This window comes from Streptomyces sp. NPDC006516, from assembly GCF_040611875.1.
Classification (GTDB): Bacteria; Actinomycetota; Actinomycetes; order Streptomycetales; family Streptomycetaceae; genus Streptomyces.
This window is the reverse complement of the sequence record NZ_JBEXPD010000006.1, coordinates 49,778-63,164: the sequence shown is the minus strand read 5'-3', so window position 1 is coordinate 63,164 and position 13,387 is coordinate 49,778. Positions and strand designations below refer to the sequence as shown.

General features: G+C 69.0%; 17 protein-coding genes. 8 read left to right on the top strand and 9 right to left on the bottom strand.

The features are described from left to right. Positions 1-14: 14 nt before the first annotated feature. The 7 genes from ABZY45_RS18510 to ABZY45_RS18480 are packed head-to-tail and all read right to left on the bottom strand — an operon-like array spanning position 15 to position 4,332. Entirely contained in the window at positions 15-347 is a 333-nt protein-coding gene (locus ABZY45_RS18510) for a gas vesicle protein (RefSeq protein ID WP_356741200.1), read from the bottom strand. After that, the gene (locus tag ABZY45_RS18505) at positions 344-1,477 is read right to left on the bottom strand and encodes an SRPBCC family protein (RefSeq protein WP_356741198.1); all 1,134 of its coding nucleotides are present in this window, start codon (positions 1,475-1,477) and stop codon (positions 344-346) included. Before ABZY45_RS18505 ends, ABZY45_RS18510 begins: the two co-directional genes overlap by 4 nt. A 6-nt stretch (positions 1,478-1,483) precedes the next feature. Beyond that, positions 1,484-2,509, bottom strand: coding sequence for a histone protein (locus tag ABZY45_RS18500; RefSeq protein ID WP_356741196.1), 1,026 nt, complete (start codon positions 2,507-2,509; stop codon positions 1,484-1,486). Positions 2,510-2,516: 7 nt separating this feature from the next. Beyond that, positions 2,517-2,771, bottom strand: coding sequence for a gas vesicle protein GvpG (locus ABZY45_RS18495; protein ID WP_356741194.1), 255 nt, complete (start codon positions 2,769-2,771; stop codon positions 2,517-2,519). Position 2,772: 1 nt separating this feature from the next. Then, positions 2,773-3,522 carry a GvpL/GvpF family gas vesicle protein gene (locus tag ABZY45_RS18490; RefSeq protein WP_356741620.1) on the bottom strand — a complete coding sequence of 250 codons (750 nt, stop codon included), beginning with the start codon at positions 3,520-3,522 and terminating at the stop codon, positions 2,773-2,775. Between the two features lie 2 nt (positions 3,523-3,524). Beyond that, positions 3,525-3,980, bottom strand: coding sequence for a gas vesicle structural protein GvpA (locus ABZY45_RS18485; protein ID WP_356741192.1), 456 nt, complete (start codon positions 3,978-3,980; stop codon positions 3,525-3,527). Positions 3,981-4,011: 31 nt separating this feature from the next. After that, positions 4,012-4,332 carry a gas vesicle protein gene (locus ABZY45_RS18480; protein WP_356741190.1) on the bottom strand — a complete coding sequence of 107 codons (321 nt, stop codon included), beginning with the start codon at positions 4,330-4,332 and terminating at the stop codon, positions 4,012-4,014. 124 nt (positions 4,333-4,456) lie between these two features. Between ABZY45_RS18480 and ABZY45_RS18475 the strand changes: the two genes are divergently transcribed. From ABZY45_RS18475 to ABZY45_RS18455, 5 genes are all read left to right on the top strand, one after another. Then, positions 4,457-4,900 carry a hypothetical protein gene (locus ABZY45_RS18475; protein WP_356741188.1) on the top strand — a complete coding sequence of 148 codons (444 nt, stop codon included), beginning with the start codon at positions 4,457-4,459 and terminating at the stop codon, positions 4,898-4,900. 2 nt (positions 4,901-4,902) lie between these two features. Beyond that, positions 4,903-5,922 carry a PHP domain-containing protein gene (locus ABZY45_RS18470; RefSeq protein ID WP_356741187.1) on the top strand — a complete coding sequence of 340 codons (1,020 nt, stop codon included), beginning with the start codon at positions 4,903-4,905 and terminating at the stop codon, positions 5,920-5,922. Positions 5,923-6,034: 112 nt separating this feature from the next. Further along, on the top strand, positions 6,035-6,997 hold the full coding sequence (locus ABZY45_RS18465; RefSeq protein WP_356741186.1) for an iron-containing redox enzyme family protein: 963 nt from the start codon (positions 6,035-6,037) through the stop codon (positions 6,995-6,997). Positions 6,998-7,036: 39 nt separating this feature from the next. Then, positions 7,037-7,720 carry a HemK2/MTQ2 family protein methyltransferase gene (locus ABZY45_RS18460; protein ID WP_356741184.1) on the top strand — a complete coding sequence of 228 codons (684 nt, stop codon included), beginning with the start codon at positions 7,037-7,039 and terminating at the stop codon, positions 7,718-7,720. After that, positions 7,704-7,937, top strand: a complete 234-nt coding sequence (locus tag ABZY45_RS18455) for a CDGSH iron-sulfur domain-containing protein (protein ID WP_356741182.1) — start codon at positions 7,704-7,706, stop codon at positions 7,935-7,937. Before ABZY45_RS18460 ends, ABZY45_RS18455 begins: the two co-directional genes overlap by 17 nt. Before the next feature lie 9 nt (positions 7,938-7,946). On the opposite strand, the gene ABZY45_RS18450 is transcribed toward ABZY45_RS18455, so the two are convergent. Next, complete coding sequence (locus ABZY45_RS18450; protein WP_356741181.1) at positions 7,947-9,185, bottom strand: aromatic acid exporter family protein; 1,239 nt, start codon at positions 9,183-9,185, stop codon at positions 7,947-7,949. Positions 9,186-9,311: 126 nt separating this feature from the next. Between ABZY45_RS18450 and ABZY45_RS18445 the strand changes: the two genes are divergently transcribed. After that, entirely contained in the window at positions 9,312-9,494 is a 183-nt protein-coding gene (locus ABZY45_RS18445; protein ID WP_356741180.1) for a DUF6480 family protein, read from the top strand. 47 nt (positions 9,495-9,541) lie between these two features. Here ABZY45_RS18445 and ABZY45_RS18440 read toward each other — a convergent pair whose 3' ends face one another. Beyond that, positions 9,542-10,294, bottom strand: coding sequence for a TetR/AcrR family transcriptional regulator (locus ABZY45_RS18440; protein WP_356741178.1), 753 nt, complete (start codon positions 10,292-10,294; stop codon positions 9,542-9,544). 154 nt (positions 10,295-10,448) lie between these two features. Here ABZY45_RS18440 and ABZY45_RS18435 point away from each other — a divergent pair, with 154 nt between their 5' ends. Beyond that, positions 10,449-12,278, top strand: coding sequence for a glycosyltransferase family 2 protein (locus ABZY45_RS18435; RefSeq protein ID WP_356741177.1), 1,830 nt, complete (start codon positions 10,449-10,451; stop codon positions 12,276-12,278). 50 nt (positions 12,279-12,328) lie between these two features. Continuing rightward, entirely contained in the window at positions 12,329-13,384 is a 1,056-nt protein-coding gene (gene galE, locus ABZY45_RS18430; RefSeq protein WP_356741176.1) for a UDP-glucose 4-epimerase GalE, read from the top strand. Positions 13,385-13,387 lie beyond the last annotated feature (3 nt).

The following is a 13,387-nucleotide window of genomic DNA, read 5'->3' as shown; positions in this document are numbered from 1 at the left end:
GTTCTCCTTGCTCGTCAGCTGGCCGTTTCTTCGTCCGACTTCGCCTCGAGCGCCTCCAGGCGCTCGCGCAGGTCACGGTTCTCGTCCTGCAGGGCGTGGCGGGCGGCGCGGGAACTCAGGGCGGGATCCGTCTCCCACCAGTCGATCCCGGCCTTCTTCGCGGTGTCGACGGATGCCACGAACAGCCGGAGGCGGATGGTGAGCAGCTCGATGTCGAGGAGATCGATCTTGATGTCGCCCGCGATGACGATGCCCTTGTCGAGGACCCGTTCGAGGATGTCCGCGAGGTTGGTGTTCTGCGGCCCAGGAATGGGATAAGCCTCCCGGCCGAGGTCGAGATCGGTCACCTGGATGCCTTTCGCCCTCGCCGCTTCCTGGGTGCGGCTTCTTCCTCGTCCTCGTCTTCTTCCTCTTCCTCTTCCTCTTCTTCCTCGGGCTCGCCGTCCTCGTCCTCCTCCTCTTCTTCGTACCCGTCCTCGTTCTCGTCCTCGTCCTCGTATTCAGGCTCCTCCTCGTCCTCCTCTTCGTCCTCCCCCTCGTCCTCCTCTTCGTCCTCCGGTTCCTCTTCGTCCTCGTACTCGGACTCGGACTCCGAACCGTCCTCGTCCTCCCCCTCCCCCTCTTCCTCCTCGTCGGGCTCCTCGTTCTCGGCTTCCTCCTTCTCCATGGCCTCTTCGTGCGTCACGACAACTTCCCCGTCGCGGATTTCACCGCGCCAGCCCTCGGGTTCCTCGTCGGTCAGCGTCACGAAGCGCTGGAAAAGCTTGAAGTCGAGACGCATGCGGCGGCCCTGTACGCGCCACAGGTTGCCCGTCTTCTCGAAGAATCCCGACGGGTAGTACTCGATCACCAGGACGATCCGGGTCAGGCTCGGTGCGAGTTCGTGGAAGCTCACGCAACCGCGTGTGGAGCCCTTGGACCCCTCGGAGGTCCAGACGATGCGGTCGTCCGGCACCTGTTCCTGGACCGTGGCCTTGAAGCCGCGCGAGGAAGGCCCGATCTTGACCTTCCAGTCGCTCGACATCTCCTCGTCCATGGAGACGCTCTGCACGCCCTTGGCGAAACTGCCGAACTTGTCGTAGCGCGTCCAGTGGTCGTAGGCGTCGCGCAGGGGCACTCCGACGTCGAGTACCTCGATGATGTTCATGGACTTGCCGCCGCCGGACTTGCTCTTGCCCTTCCCACCCCCGAACGTCTCCTTGGCCTTGTCCACGATGTTGTCCTTCACGCTCCCGGCCTTGTCCGCGACGAAGGCCTTCACAGGGGATTCCCCCTGAAGGACACGGGAGGCGACCGACGGCAGCGAACCGCCGTTCTCGGCCATGTCGGTGAGCTGCCCGGTCAGGCCGGTGAGCTTGTCACCCGCCTTCTGCGCGAGCTTCTCCGTCTTCGCGCCGAGAAAGTTCGTGACCTCTCCGCGAAGGCGGTCCATGCCCGATTCGTTCGCCTCTTTTGCGTCACTGTCGGTCCTGGCCATGACTGCCTACCTCCGCCGTCCGCCGCGCGTGGACGCGGCTCGCTTCGATGACGTCGTCTTCTTGGACGAGGCACTCTTCCGGGACGACGACTTCTTAGCCGGCGCCGACTTCTTGGCGGGTGCCTTGCGAGCGGCTGACTTCTTCGCCGGAGCCGACTTCTTCGCCGGAGCCTTCTTGGCCGGGGCGGTCTTCTTCGCTGCTGCCTTCTTGGCCGGAGCCGACTTCTTCGCGGCCGGCGCGGACTTCTTGGCCGGCGCCTTCTTGGCCGGAGCCGCCTTCTTCGCCGGAGCCGACTTCTTGGCAGCCGCCTTCTTCGCAGGCGCCTTCTTCGCGGGCGCCTTCTTGGCCGCGGCCTTCTTGGCCGGCTCGGCCTTCTTGCCGGCCCCACGCCCGGCCGTGTCGGAGGGCTTACGCCGAGCGCTCGGCCGCTCTTCTTCCGGCTCCTCCTCTTCCTCTTCTTCCGGCTCCTCTTCTTCCTCTTCTTCCGGCTCCTCTTCTTCCTCTTCTTCCGGCTCCTCTTCTTCCGGCTCCTCTTCTTCCTCGGGTTCCTCCTCTTCCTCTCCCTCTTCCTCCTCCTCTTCTTCCGGTTCCTGGTCCTCGAATTCCTCTTCGTCCTCTTCCGGCTCTTCCTCCGGCTCTTCCTCTTCCTCCGGCTCTTCCTCGTCGTACTCCTCGTCCTCGTGATCCTCTTCGTCCTCTTCCGGCTCCTCCTCGTCCGGCTCACCGAGGCGAGCCGTCCGCTCGCTCAGGGCGTCCGCCAGGGAGTTCATGCCCCGGTCGGCCGCCGCGGTCAGTGCCTTTCGGCCGGATTCGAGGACTTCGCCCTTCAACTGTTCCTGCAGCGCGGCGAATTGAGGCATCTCGCCCAGTCGGCGCATGCCTTCCGCGGCGAGCTGGCGCGGTTCCAGGCCGAAGCGCCTGCCTGCCAGGTAGGTCGCGACGGAGAGGGCCATGCGGCCCTTCTTCGTCCGGCCGAGTACGTATCCGCCCACCATGGCTGCTGCGAGCGTCACCTTTGTCTGATCTTCCATGAGTGAGTCACCTTCGATGGTTCGGTGCGGGGCGGACTCGCGCGGCATGAAGCCGGTCGAGCAGCTCCTCCTCTTCCCGTTCGAACTCCTCCAGACTGATGTGGCCGTCCTCGAGCTCCTGGTTCAGGGCGAGCAGCTGTGCCCGGATCACACCCGGGTCGTGGAGTTCGCGGTCGGCCGCGTCGTTCACCTTCTCCGCGACCCAGATCACGCCTCGCACCGGCGCGAGGGGCGCCAGGAGCAGGCCGGTGATCAGTCCCATGTCAGACCCCTGCGACCGATGCCCGGCGACCGTGCGAGGGAACGAAGCTGTAGCAAGGCAGCGGCCCCGCGACGCGGAGCTCGACGTGCTCGCGATGCGCATCGGCGAACGTCCGCGCCGTCGCACGGAAGGCGTCGCTTGCGCTCCGGTCGACGAGGAACGACACGTTCAGCGCGCAGCCATGGACCTCCGGTCCTGTGGCCACCGCACGGGCCATGGGGGTGAGCCTGTGAAGCAGTTTCTTCCCCGCTTCGCCCGCCCTGCGGGCCAGCGCGGTGGCGACGGCCTCGCCGAGGCGCACGTTCGCCTCGTAGTCGGGGCGCCTGCGGACGGCCTCACGCAGGCGCCGTACGTTCTTCTCCTCGGCGACGACCGAGGCGAGCGAGTCCTGGGCGGGAAAGGCCTTGAGGTTGATCTCGACGGCGCCGTCCAGGTCCCGCAGCGTGGCGAGGTGTTCCGTCTGCGATCCGGCCAGCTGGGCGCGCACCGACTCCTCGTCCGGCGCGACCGCCCCGAAGCGCATGGGCAGCACGGGGCCGTCGTCCGAGAGGCGCAGCAGGATGTCCTGATGTGCCAGCAGATCGCGTCGCCTCGCCCGGAGTTGCACCGGCGCGTCGCTCACCACGGCGGTGAGCTTTCCTTCCCGCACCGGTCGCAGCGCGGCCGGAGGGCTGCCCACCCCTGCCGTGCCCGGCGGGAGGTCCGCTCCCGCCGGGAGGATCGCGTACACGTACACACCGCTACCGGTCACGCTCATGCCTCCACGCGTCGGCGTCGGTTCGACCCGTCACGTGCGGGCGCCCGGCGCTTCTTGGGCCGCTCCTCCTGCTCCTCCTGCTCGTCCTCGTCGTCCTCGCCGCCGCCCACCGCCTTGCGCACGGAATCGCCGACCGACTCCGCCGCCTTGCGCACCTTCCGCTTGCCCACCGACTTGGCGGCGCGTCCGCCGAGCAGCTCGGGGATGGTCGTGCTGCCCGAGTCGCGTTCCAGGTCGAGGCGGTTGCACGCCTCGGCGAAGCGCAGGTAGGTGTCCACGCTGGCGACGACGATGCGCGCGTCTATCTTGAGGATCTCGATGCCGACCAGCGACACCCTGACGAACACGTCGATGACCATTCCCCGGTCCAGGATGAGTTCCAGGACGTCGTAGAGCGTGCCGGCCCGGGGCGGGCAGGGGGCGACTTCGTCGGCGTACATGGTCGTGGTCATGGAGCGTCCTTCCGGGTGGGGACGAAACGGGTCATTCGTCGGCTGAGCCACGCCGGTAGCGGCGGACTCTGCTGTACTCGACGAGTTCGCCCCGCTCGTCGATCTGGACCTCGTAGGAGGCCAACAGGCTTGTCGTGTCGGGAATGCGGGGGACTTCGAGTACGTCGACCACGACGCACCATCCGTCGTCCTTCCGCCTCACGGCCGACACCCCCTCCGCGGGGTGACAGATCAGCCGTTCCAAGCTCTCGCAGGCAGCACGGGCAGCGTGCTCGGGGCCTCGCCGGGACGAGGTGCGGGGTGCTGCCGTTTTCGTGGTGTGCCCGGAGCGGGCGCGACGATTCTCTGCCATGGGAACCAGTCTGGTCAGGATCCGGCGGGGCGCATCTCGGCGCCGCCGCGCGGGGTTCGGAGCCGCTCACCCTTTCGCCGTCCCCGCGGGACGTGTCACGCGGTTCACGTGCACAGTCGTAGGTATGAGTGAGACCCGTGAAGCGAGTGGGCCGGACGAAGAACACGTACGGCCGTCCGGGGTCGGCGACACGACTGTCGAAGCGCTCGGCGCGCTGACGGAGGCGCTGGAGAGGGTGGAGCGGGCCAGAGGGCAGCTCTACGGGTTCCACCAGCTCACGGGCGGTGCGGACCTGACGCTCGACCGCGCGGTGGAACTACTCCGGACGGGTGGCCACCCGGAGCACGCCGACCTCGTGGAGCGCGAGATCCTGGGCCGCAACGTCATCCCCGGCTGCTGGACGTTCCAGCTCGTCGAGGCGTACGACGACACCTACTACCGGCCCTTCGTCGAAGTGGAGAAGAGAGTGCGCCAGGAACTCCTGGGAGGACGCCGGCACCTGTACGAGGCGGAGATGAAAGAAGCCCGGCGCACCCACGGGCACCCTCAGCACACAGCGCGGCCCTGACCGTGGAGCCGGTGGACGCGCTGCGGCGGATCGCGTTCCTGCTGGAGCGGTCGCAGGCGGCGACGTACCGGGTGAAGGCCTTCCGTACGGCCGCTGAGGCGATCGGCACCATGGACGGAAAGGAACTCGCCGACCGGGTGACGAGGGGTTCGCTGGAGTCGGTGCGCGGGATCGGCCCGAAGACGGCGCAGGTGATCCGCGAGGCGGTGGAGGGCTCGACGCCCGGCTATCTGGAACGGCTGGAGGAGGAGGCGTCGGCAGCGCCGGCCGCGGGCGGTGACTCGCTTCGCGCCGCGCTGCGCGGTGACTGTCATCTGCACTCCGACTGGTCGGACGGTGGCAGTCCCATCGACGAGATGGGCCGCACCGCGGCCGAGCTGGGGCACGAGTGGGCGGTGCTCACCGACCACTCCCCGCGGCTGACCGTCGCCAACGGCCTGTCGACCGACCGGCTGCTGCGGCAGCTGGACGTCGTGGCGGAGCTCAACGAGCGGTGGGCGCCGTTCCGGCTGCTCACCGGCATCGAGTGCGACATCCTCGACGACGGCTCGCTCGACCAGGAAGCCGAGGTGCTGGAGCGCCTGGACGTGGTGGTCGTCTCCGTGCACTCCAAGCTGCGCATGGACTCCGCGGCGATGACAAGGAGGATGGTCGCCGCCGTGCGCAATCCGCACGCGGACATCCTGGGACACTGCACGGGCCGGCTCCTCGGTGGGAAGAAGCGGCCGGAGTCCACGTTCGACGCCGAGCAGGTCTTCGCGGCCTGTGCGGAGTCGGGCACGGCGGTCGAGATCAACTGCCGGCCCGAGCGCCTGGACCCCCCGCGTGGTCTGCTCCGGCAGGCGGTCGCGTCGGGTGTGCTGTTCTCGGTCGACACCGACGCGCACGCGCCGGGTCAGCTGGACTGGCAGCCATACGGCTGCGCGCGGGCGGAGGAGTGCGAGGTGCCGGCCGAGCGGATCGTCACCACCTGGCCGGTGGAGCGGCTCCTGGAGTGGACGAGGCACGGGGAACACCGATAGGCCCCCGCTACGCGGGGGGACGGGCGAAGACGGGCCGGTCCCGAGCGTTCGGCGTAAAGTCGATCACGGTTGCCCATGTGGCTCCCGTGCAGGTCGGGGCAGGAGGAAACACATGTCCAGTCAACGCACAGGCCCTCACCTTCCGCAGACGCGCGGTCCGCTCTCCTCAGGCGTGATCACCTACCTGAGGGGCGACGGCGCGCTGCCCGATACCGACGCCGCCCGTTCCGCCGATCCGTACGGCGACGATCTGCAGCTCGCCCTCTACGTCTGTTACGAGCTGCACTACCGCGGGTTCGCCGGCGTGGACGCCGACCTGGAGTGGGATCCCGCCCTGCTCGGTGTGCGCGCCGCGTTGGAGGACCGATTCCTCACGGCGCTGCGGCACGACGCCACGGAGACCAGGAGCCTGGACGACATCCTGGCCGGTCTTCTCGTGGAGCCGGTGCGCGGTACCGGTCTCTCCTGGTTCCTGCAGGACGAGGGCGAACTGCGTCACCTGCGCGACTACGCGGTCCAGCGCTCCCTCTACCACCTCAAGGAGGCCGATCCGCACGCCTGGGTGCTGCCCCGCCTCAGCGGCCGGGCCAAGGCGGGCATGGCGGCGGTCGAGTACGACGAGTTCGGCGCGGGGCGCGCGGACCGCGTCCACGCGCAGCTGTTCGCGGATCTCATGACCGATCTGGGTCTGGACACCACGTACGGCCGCTACCTCGACGAGGGCTGCGCGCCCATGCTCACCCTGGTCAATCTGATGTCGCTGTTCGGTCTGCACCGGGGGCTGCGCGGTGCGCTGGTGGGCCATTTCGCGGCGGTCGAGATCACGTCCTCCCCGGCGTCACGGCGCCTCGCCGCAGCCATGAAGCGCGCCGGGGCGGGCCCCGCCGCCGAGTTCTTCTACACCGAGCACGTCGAGGCGGACGCCGTGCACGAGCAGGTGGTGCGCCGGGACGTGATCGGCGGACTGCTCGACGACGAACCGGATCTGGCGGCCGACATCGCTTTCGGCATCACCGCCACCTCGTATCTGGAGGACCGGCTCGGTGACCACCTGCTGGCGCACTGGCAGGTCTGACCAATCCCACTTCCCCGCGTTCCTCGAAGGGAGCCGCAGATGTACGCAGACATGGCCGAGGAAACCCGTACCGCCCGGTTGATGACGCTGCCGGGGGTCTACGCCCCGCAGTACGACACACGCCTGCTCATGGCCGCCCTGGACCGGGAGGACGTGGGAGCGGGCGCCGAGGTCCTGGATCTCGGCACCGGCAGCGGCGCGCTCGCCCTGCACGCCGCTCGGCGCGGTGCGCGGGTGACCGCCGTGGACATCGCGTGGCGGGCCGTGGTGACGGCCCGGCTGAACGCACTGCTGTCCCGTCGGCGCATCACAGTGCAGCGCAGCGATCTGCTCTCCGCGCTGCCCGGCCGGTCCTACGACCTGGTGGTCTGCAACCCGCCCTACGTGCCGTCGCCCATGGGCGCGCTGCCCGAGCGTGGCCCGTCGCGCGCCTGGGAGGCCGGGCGCGACGGACGCGCGATCCTCGACCGGGTCTGCGATGCCGCCCCGGCGGCCCTGCGCCCCGGAGGACGTCTCCTGATGGTGCACTCCGGCCTCTGCGACAGCGACGTGACCCTCCGGCGTCTGTCCGACGCCGGACTACGGGCCACTGTCAGCGACCGGGCCCTGGTGCCTCTGGGGCCCGTGCTGCGGTCCAGGCTCCGGTGGTTGCGGGACACGGGACTGATGGACCGCGCGGAGACGACGGAGGAGCTGGTGGTGATCCGTGCCGAACACGCCTGAACAGCCCTGCGGGACCGGACGTCCCTGCCGGATCACCCTCGGCGACGACGGGCCGCTGCTGGTCGAGGGCCCTGTGGAGGTGACCGGCGCGGACGGCAGTGTGGCCGTCTCCGACCGGTTCGTGGTTGCCATCTGCACCTGCCGGCGCAGCCGGATGTACCCGTGGTGCGACACCAGCCACCGCCGGCGTACACAGCCCGGCCGCAGGACGGACTGACCGGCCGGTTCACTCGTCGGGCCGCCGTCGCGTGGGCGTCGCGCCGCGCAGTCGGCGGGACATCGCCCGTAGGCGGGGGTGGCGCTCGTGCACCTCCGCCGACCGGCGGTCCAGTTCCTCGGCCAGGCGCTCGGTGCGCTTGTCGATGTCGAGCTCGTCCAGGATGCGGTCGATCTCCGCGAGCAGGGCGCCGTGCAGCTGCCATTGCCGCGGGTGTTCCTGCACCCCGGCGAGCAGCAGGTCAGCCACCCGGTCGCGCGTCTCACGGCTGCGCGCGAGCGCGTCGGCGAGGCGCTCCTCGGCCTCCTCGCCGCTCTCGGCCATCGGGGTGGTGATCATCACCGCGAACCCCTCGATGGCGTCGGACATGTTCCGGAACAGTTCCCTGAGCCCCCTGGCCACGTCGTCGGGGAAGAGCGCCTCTCCGGTGCGCGCCTTGGCCAGGTCGGTCAGCGAGCGGGTCAGGACGCGCAGCACCACGGCGCAGATCTCCAGGGTGTCCAGGCCGGTCCGCAGCACGACGCGGTGCAGCATCCCCTGGCGGACCCGGGGGTTGAGCATCGTGCTCTCCTCGGCCTGCCGCAGGGAGGCGTCGACCTCCACGATGTCGTGGTCCAGCCGCCTCGCTTCGTGCAGGCGCGCGGCTGCTTCCCGTACGGGGTGACTGCCGCCGATCTCGTCGCCCAGGGCGCGGAACATCGCCCCCATCCGCTCCCCGAGGCCGCCGATGGAGGCGCCTGCCGACTCGACCCAGACGGGGGGCGCGAACAGGAGGTTGAAGAGCAGGCCGACCCCGGCGCCGATCAGCGTCTCGAGCACACGTTCCCATGCGGTGTTGGCGACCTGCGAGACACCGAGGACCAGCATCGCGCTGATCGCCACCTCGGGGACGAACTCGTTGACGCGCACGACGCGTCCGATGAGCAGGGAGGTGAAGATCGTCAGACCGAGGCTCCACCAGTTCAGGCCGACCAGCGCGCTGAATCCGCCGGCGATCACGACACCGACGACGACAGCGTTGACGCGCCGGATGCCCGTGGTCAGGGTGGCGTAGAGGGTCACCTGCACCACGAGCAGGGCGGTCAGCGGGGCGGTGAGCGGCGCGGGATGCGGAGCCGGCAGGACCAGCTGTGCCACCGCGAAGGCGATCACGGCTGCGGCTGTCGAACGCAGCGTCTGTGTCGCGGCCGGCTCGGTGGTGCGCTGGACGAGTTTGACTACGGGCGCGGGCGTGGAAACTGCAGGCATTCCTACACGGTGCCCCGAACCACCGCCTCGCATCACTCACAGGGCCGGCCGGACTCCGTACGGGCGCACGCGTGCACCCATCTCCCAGGCCGCGCGGACCGGGACGGACCGAGAGATGGTGGAGGCATGGCTATCTCACTGACGCCCCCGGGAGAGACGCCTCCCTGCGAGGGCTCCATAAGCGAGGCACACATCGAGCGCCCCGACGGCGGCATCTGGGAGCATCCTGTCCTCTGGGCGACCGTGGTGCTGCTGGGCTCGCTCGTCGTCGCCGGTTACTTCATCGCGCGCATCTTCGGCTTCACGTAGGGCTCGGTGGGGCGCCCGGCAGGTGCCCGGCAACCCGAGAAGCGGTGTCAGCTCCCCGGCGGCTGCGGCCTGTGCTCGTCGGACCCCGCGGGCCGGCTTCCGAACCTCTCCAGCAAGGCATTGATGCCCGACGCCAGCCCCTCCGGCCCGCCTCGGCCCACCAGCGCGGGAGCTGTCGCCCGCAAACGTGGGAACTCCTGCGCCGAGAGGCGGTGCAGACCGAGCCGGAAACCCGGGTCGGTCTCCTCGGGAGCGTCATCCATGGCGCGCAGCTCGACCAGCAGATAGCCGAGCAGCCACGCGGTGAACGCCCGGTGCAGTGACACCGCCGTGGGCTCGGGGATGCCTGCTCGATGCAGCAGGTCCAGGACTCGCTCGTCGCTGTGCAGCACGGCCGAAGGACGGCGGGCCAGCGGTGTGGACAGGAGCCGGGTCGCCAGCAGTGGCACGACGTTGGGGTGCCGCATCGCCACCTCGTAGGTGGCCCGTGCCCGACGGTGCAGCTCTTCCTGCCAGGCCGCGGAAACGGACCCGTCCGCTGCCAGAGCCTCCTCCAGCTCCTGGTGAAAGGCCTCCACAAGACCGTCCAGCAAGGCGTCCTTGCTGGACGCGTACCGGTAGAGGGCCATCGCCTCGACCCCGAGCTCCGCTCCCAGGCTGCGCATGCTGAGGCCTGAGAGGCCTTCCCTGTCCACCAGGCCCATGGCACTGGCGAGCACGCGTTCCCTGCTCAGCCGTCCGTACCTGCCACGGTCGGCGGCTCTCCGGCCTGGCCCGTCAGCCTCCGGTGCGTTCGGCATGCCGCGTGCTCACCTCGCTCTCGCCTGATCCGATCGTCTCGCATGACTCCTCATAACTCCCCTTGACCACAAGGGCCAAGCGGCGCAATAGTGTACATATACGTCGTAAACGTAAGCCGTCAGCTTACATTCGACCTACACAGGGGCGTCAGCCGTGACGCACAGTAAGACCAACTTCGCAGACCGGACCCTGATCGAGCGCCATCTGGCGCGGATCTCGGACGGCAACGTCATCCGGGTGACCACGGGCGGGCCGGTCTTCGGGCACCCGTACCGGCACCGAAAGCCCCGGCCGTCCACCTTCGTGCCCGTCCTCCCGCGGCCCGACCGGACCGTCCTGCTGGCCGTGACCGTCGGCTGGGTCCTCTCCTTCCTCTGGTTCTGGTCGTGGTGGCTCCAGCCGGAGCACCGGGCAGGCTGGGCCGGACTGATCGTCAACAGCATCCTGCTGCTCTACCTCACCGGGCTGCCCAGTTACTTCTTCGTCGCCGTACTACGGCTCCGCCGGGTCGATCCGGACCTTGCTGTGCCTCGACTCCCGGTGGCGTTCGCGGTGACCCGCGCGCCGTCAGAACCCTGGCGGACCGTGCGCCGGACTCTCGAGGCCATGCGCCGTCAGGACTTCCCGTACGCGTACGACGTCTGGCTGTGCGACGAGGATCCGACCGAGGAGATCCGGACCTGGTGCGGCGGACACGACGTGAGAATCTCCTGCCGACGCGACGTGGACACCTACCATCGGGCGAACTGGCCCCGCCGGACGCGGTGCAAGGAAGGCAATTTCAGCTACTTCTACGACCATTGGGGCTACCACCGCTACGCCGTCGTCGCCCAGCTCGACTGCGACCACGTACCCTCCACGGGCTACCTGACCGAAATGGTCCGGCCCTTCACCGATCCCGCCATCGGCTACGTCGCCGCTCCGAGCATGTGCGACGCCAACGACGCCAGGTCCTGGTCCGCCAGGGGACGTCTCCACCGTGAAGCGGTCTGGCACGGCGCCATCCAGCTGGGTCACAGCGACGGGCTCGCCCCGATGTGCATCGGCTCCCACTACGCCGTGCGCACCGAGGCGCTGAGGGACATCGGCGGTCTCGGGCCCGAACTCGCCGAGGACTTCTCCACGACCTTCCTGCTCAACTCCGCCGGATGGCACGGCGCCTTCGCCATCGACGCCGAGGCGCACGGCGACGGTCCGCTCACGTTCGCGGACATGATCACTCAGGAGTACCAGTGGTCCCGGAGCCTCACCACGATGATGCTCGGCCTGCTCCCGCGGCACCTGGGGCGGCTGCCGTTCCTGCTGCGCCTGCGCTTCGGCTACGCCCTGGCGTACTACCCGCTCATGGGCTCCATGATCGTCGCAGGCCTCGTGCTCCCGCCGGTAGCGGTGATCAGCGGTCTGCCCTGGATGAACGTGGACTACTTCGACTTCCTGCTCCACTTCTGGTTCCTGCCCGTGTGGCTGATGCTGGCCCTGTGGCTGATGCGCCGTCGTGGCCTGTTGCGACCACGCGGCGCTCCGCTCCTCAGCTGGGAGACCTGGCTGTTCGCGCTGGCGCGCTGGCCGTTCGTCATCCTGGGAGTGGCGGGTGCGGTCGTCCAGCGGGTGCGCCCCCGGCCTCTGACCTTCAAGGTCACCCCCAAGAACGAGTCGGGACCGCAGCCGCTGCTCGCCCGGCTGACCCTCCCGTTCGCCGCTCTCGCCACGGCCCTTTCCACGGTCGCCGTGTTCGGCGAGCTCACCAGCCCCTCGGTCGGCTATGTGTTCCTCTGCATCGTCGCGGCCGTCGCCTACGCCACTGTGGCGCTCGCCGTCCCACTGCTCCATGTGAGAGAGAGCGCCCGGGCCGCCGGCGTCACCTTCCGGTCCGCCCTGTCCACCGCCCGGCTGTCCCTGACCGTCGGTGTGCTGTCGGCCCTGCCGGTCGCCGCCGCGTGTGTCCTCTATCCGGCCTACGCCGTCGCCGTACTGGGCCGGTGAGCGCGGTGGAGACGAACGGAATTGACCTCGCCCCGGAAGGAAATGCGCTCATGCGTGCACCGACGACCGTTCTCGTCACCGGCGGGGCAGGCTTCATAGGCAGTCACACCTGCGTCGAACTGCTCGAGCACGGCTACAAGCTGATCGTGATCGACAACTACTCCAACAGCTCGGCCAAGGTGTTCGAGCGGATAGAGAGGATCACCGACCGTTTCGTCGGTGCTGTGTACGAGCTGGACATCCGCGATCCGCGCGCCCTGTCGGCCGTATTCGACCGCCACCCAATCGACGCCGTCGTGCACTTTGCCGCGCACAAGGCTGTGGGCGAGTCGACGCGGATGCCCATCGAGTACTACGACACGAATGTGGCCGGGACGACTTCCCTGCTGCGGACGATGCAGGAACACGAGGTGCACCAGCTGGTGTTCTCGTCGTCCTGCTCGATCTACGGCGACGCCGGACGCGGCCCGCTGGACGAATCGACTCCCGCCCGTCCGACGAACCCGTACGCATCGTCCAAGCTGATGTGCGAACAGATCCTGACCGATGTCTGCGCACGGCGCCCGGAGTTCACGGTGCTCTGCCTGCGCTACTTCAACCCGGTCGGCGCCCATCCGAGCGGACTGCTCGGCGAGGACCCGAACGGGACCCCGGACAATCTGATGCCCGCGGTGGCCCAGGTGGCCATCGGCAGGCTCCCACGGCTCCGGATCTTCGGCGACGACTACACCACGCCGGACGGCACAGCGATCCGCGACTACCTCCACGTCATGGATACGGCCGAGGCTCATCGCATAGCGCTGGACAGGCTCAGCGACAGCTCGGGGATGCGTGTGTTCAACCTCGGAGTCGGCAAGGGGCACTCCGTGTTCGAGGTCGTCGCCGCCTTCCGTGTGGCTTGCGGCAGTCCCATCCCGTTCCGGGTCGTGCCCCGTCGCGACGGCGACGTTCCCGAACTCGTCGCCGACGCGAGCGCGGTGGCGCGGGCCTGGGGATGGCGGCCCCGGCGGGACCTGGCGGACATGTGCCGGGACTCCTGGCGTTTCCAGCAGCACAACCCCTTCGGTTACGCCCCTGCGGACGGACCGACGAGCAGTGAGGAGTGACAT

Excerpts from the sequence above, each read along its gene's own strand:
- ABZY45_RS18505 (WP_356741198.1), bottom strand. The coding sequence starts at position 1,477 with ATGGCCAGGACCGACAGTGACGCAAAAGAGGCGAACGAATCGGGCATG.
- ABZY45_RS18500 (WP_356741196.1), bottom strand. The coding sequence starts at position 2,509 with ATGGAAGATCAGACAAAGGTGACGCTCGCAGCAGCCATGGTGGGCGGA.
- ABZY45_RS18495 (WP_356741194.1), bottom strand. The coding sequence starts at position 2,771 with ATGGGACTGATCACCGGCCTGCTCCTGGCGCCCCTCGCGCCGGTGCGA.
- ABZY45_RS18485 (WP_356741192.1), bottom strand. The coding sequence starts at position 3,980 with ATGACCACGACCATGTACGCCGACGAAGTCGCCCCCTGCCCGCCCCGG.
- ABZY45_RS18480 (WP_356741190.1), bottom strand. The coding sequence starts at position 4,332 with ATGGCAGAGAATCGTCGCGCCCGCTCCGGGCACACCACGAAAACGGCA.
- ABZY45_RS18475 (WP_356741188.1), top strand. The coding sequence starts at position 4,457 with ATGAGTGAGACCCGTGAAGCGAGTGGGCCGGACGAAGAACACGTACGG.
- ABZY45_RS18465 (WP_356741186.1), top strand. The coding sequence starts at position 6,035 with ATGTCCAGTCAACGCACAGGCCCTCACCTTCCGCAGACGCGCGGTCCG.
- ABZY45_RS18460 (WP_356741184.1), top strand. The coding sequence starts at position 7,037 with ATGTACGCAGACATGGCCGAGGAAACCCGTACCGCCCGGTTGATGACG.
- ABZY45_RS18450 (WP_356741181.1), bottom strand. The coding sequence starts at position 9,185 with ATGCCTGCAGTTTCCACGCCCGCGCCCGTAGTCAAACTCGTCCAGCGC.
- ABZY45_RS18445 (WP_356741180.1), top strand. The coding sequence starts at position 9,312 with ATGGCTATCTCACTGACGCCCCCGGGAGAGACGCCTCCCTGCGAGGGC.
- ABZY45_RS18440 (WP_356741178.1), bottom strand. The coding sequence starts at position 10,294 with ATGCCGAACGCACCGGAGGCTGACGGGCCAGGCCGGAGAGCCGCCGAC.
- galE (WP_356741176.1), top strand. The coding sequence starts at position 12,329 with ATGCGTGCACCGACGACCGTTCTCGTCACCGGCGGGGCAGGCTTCATA.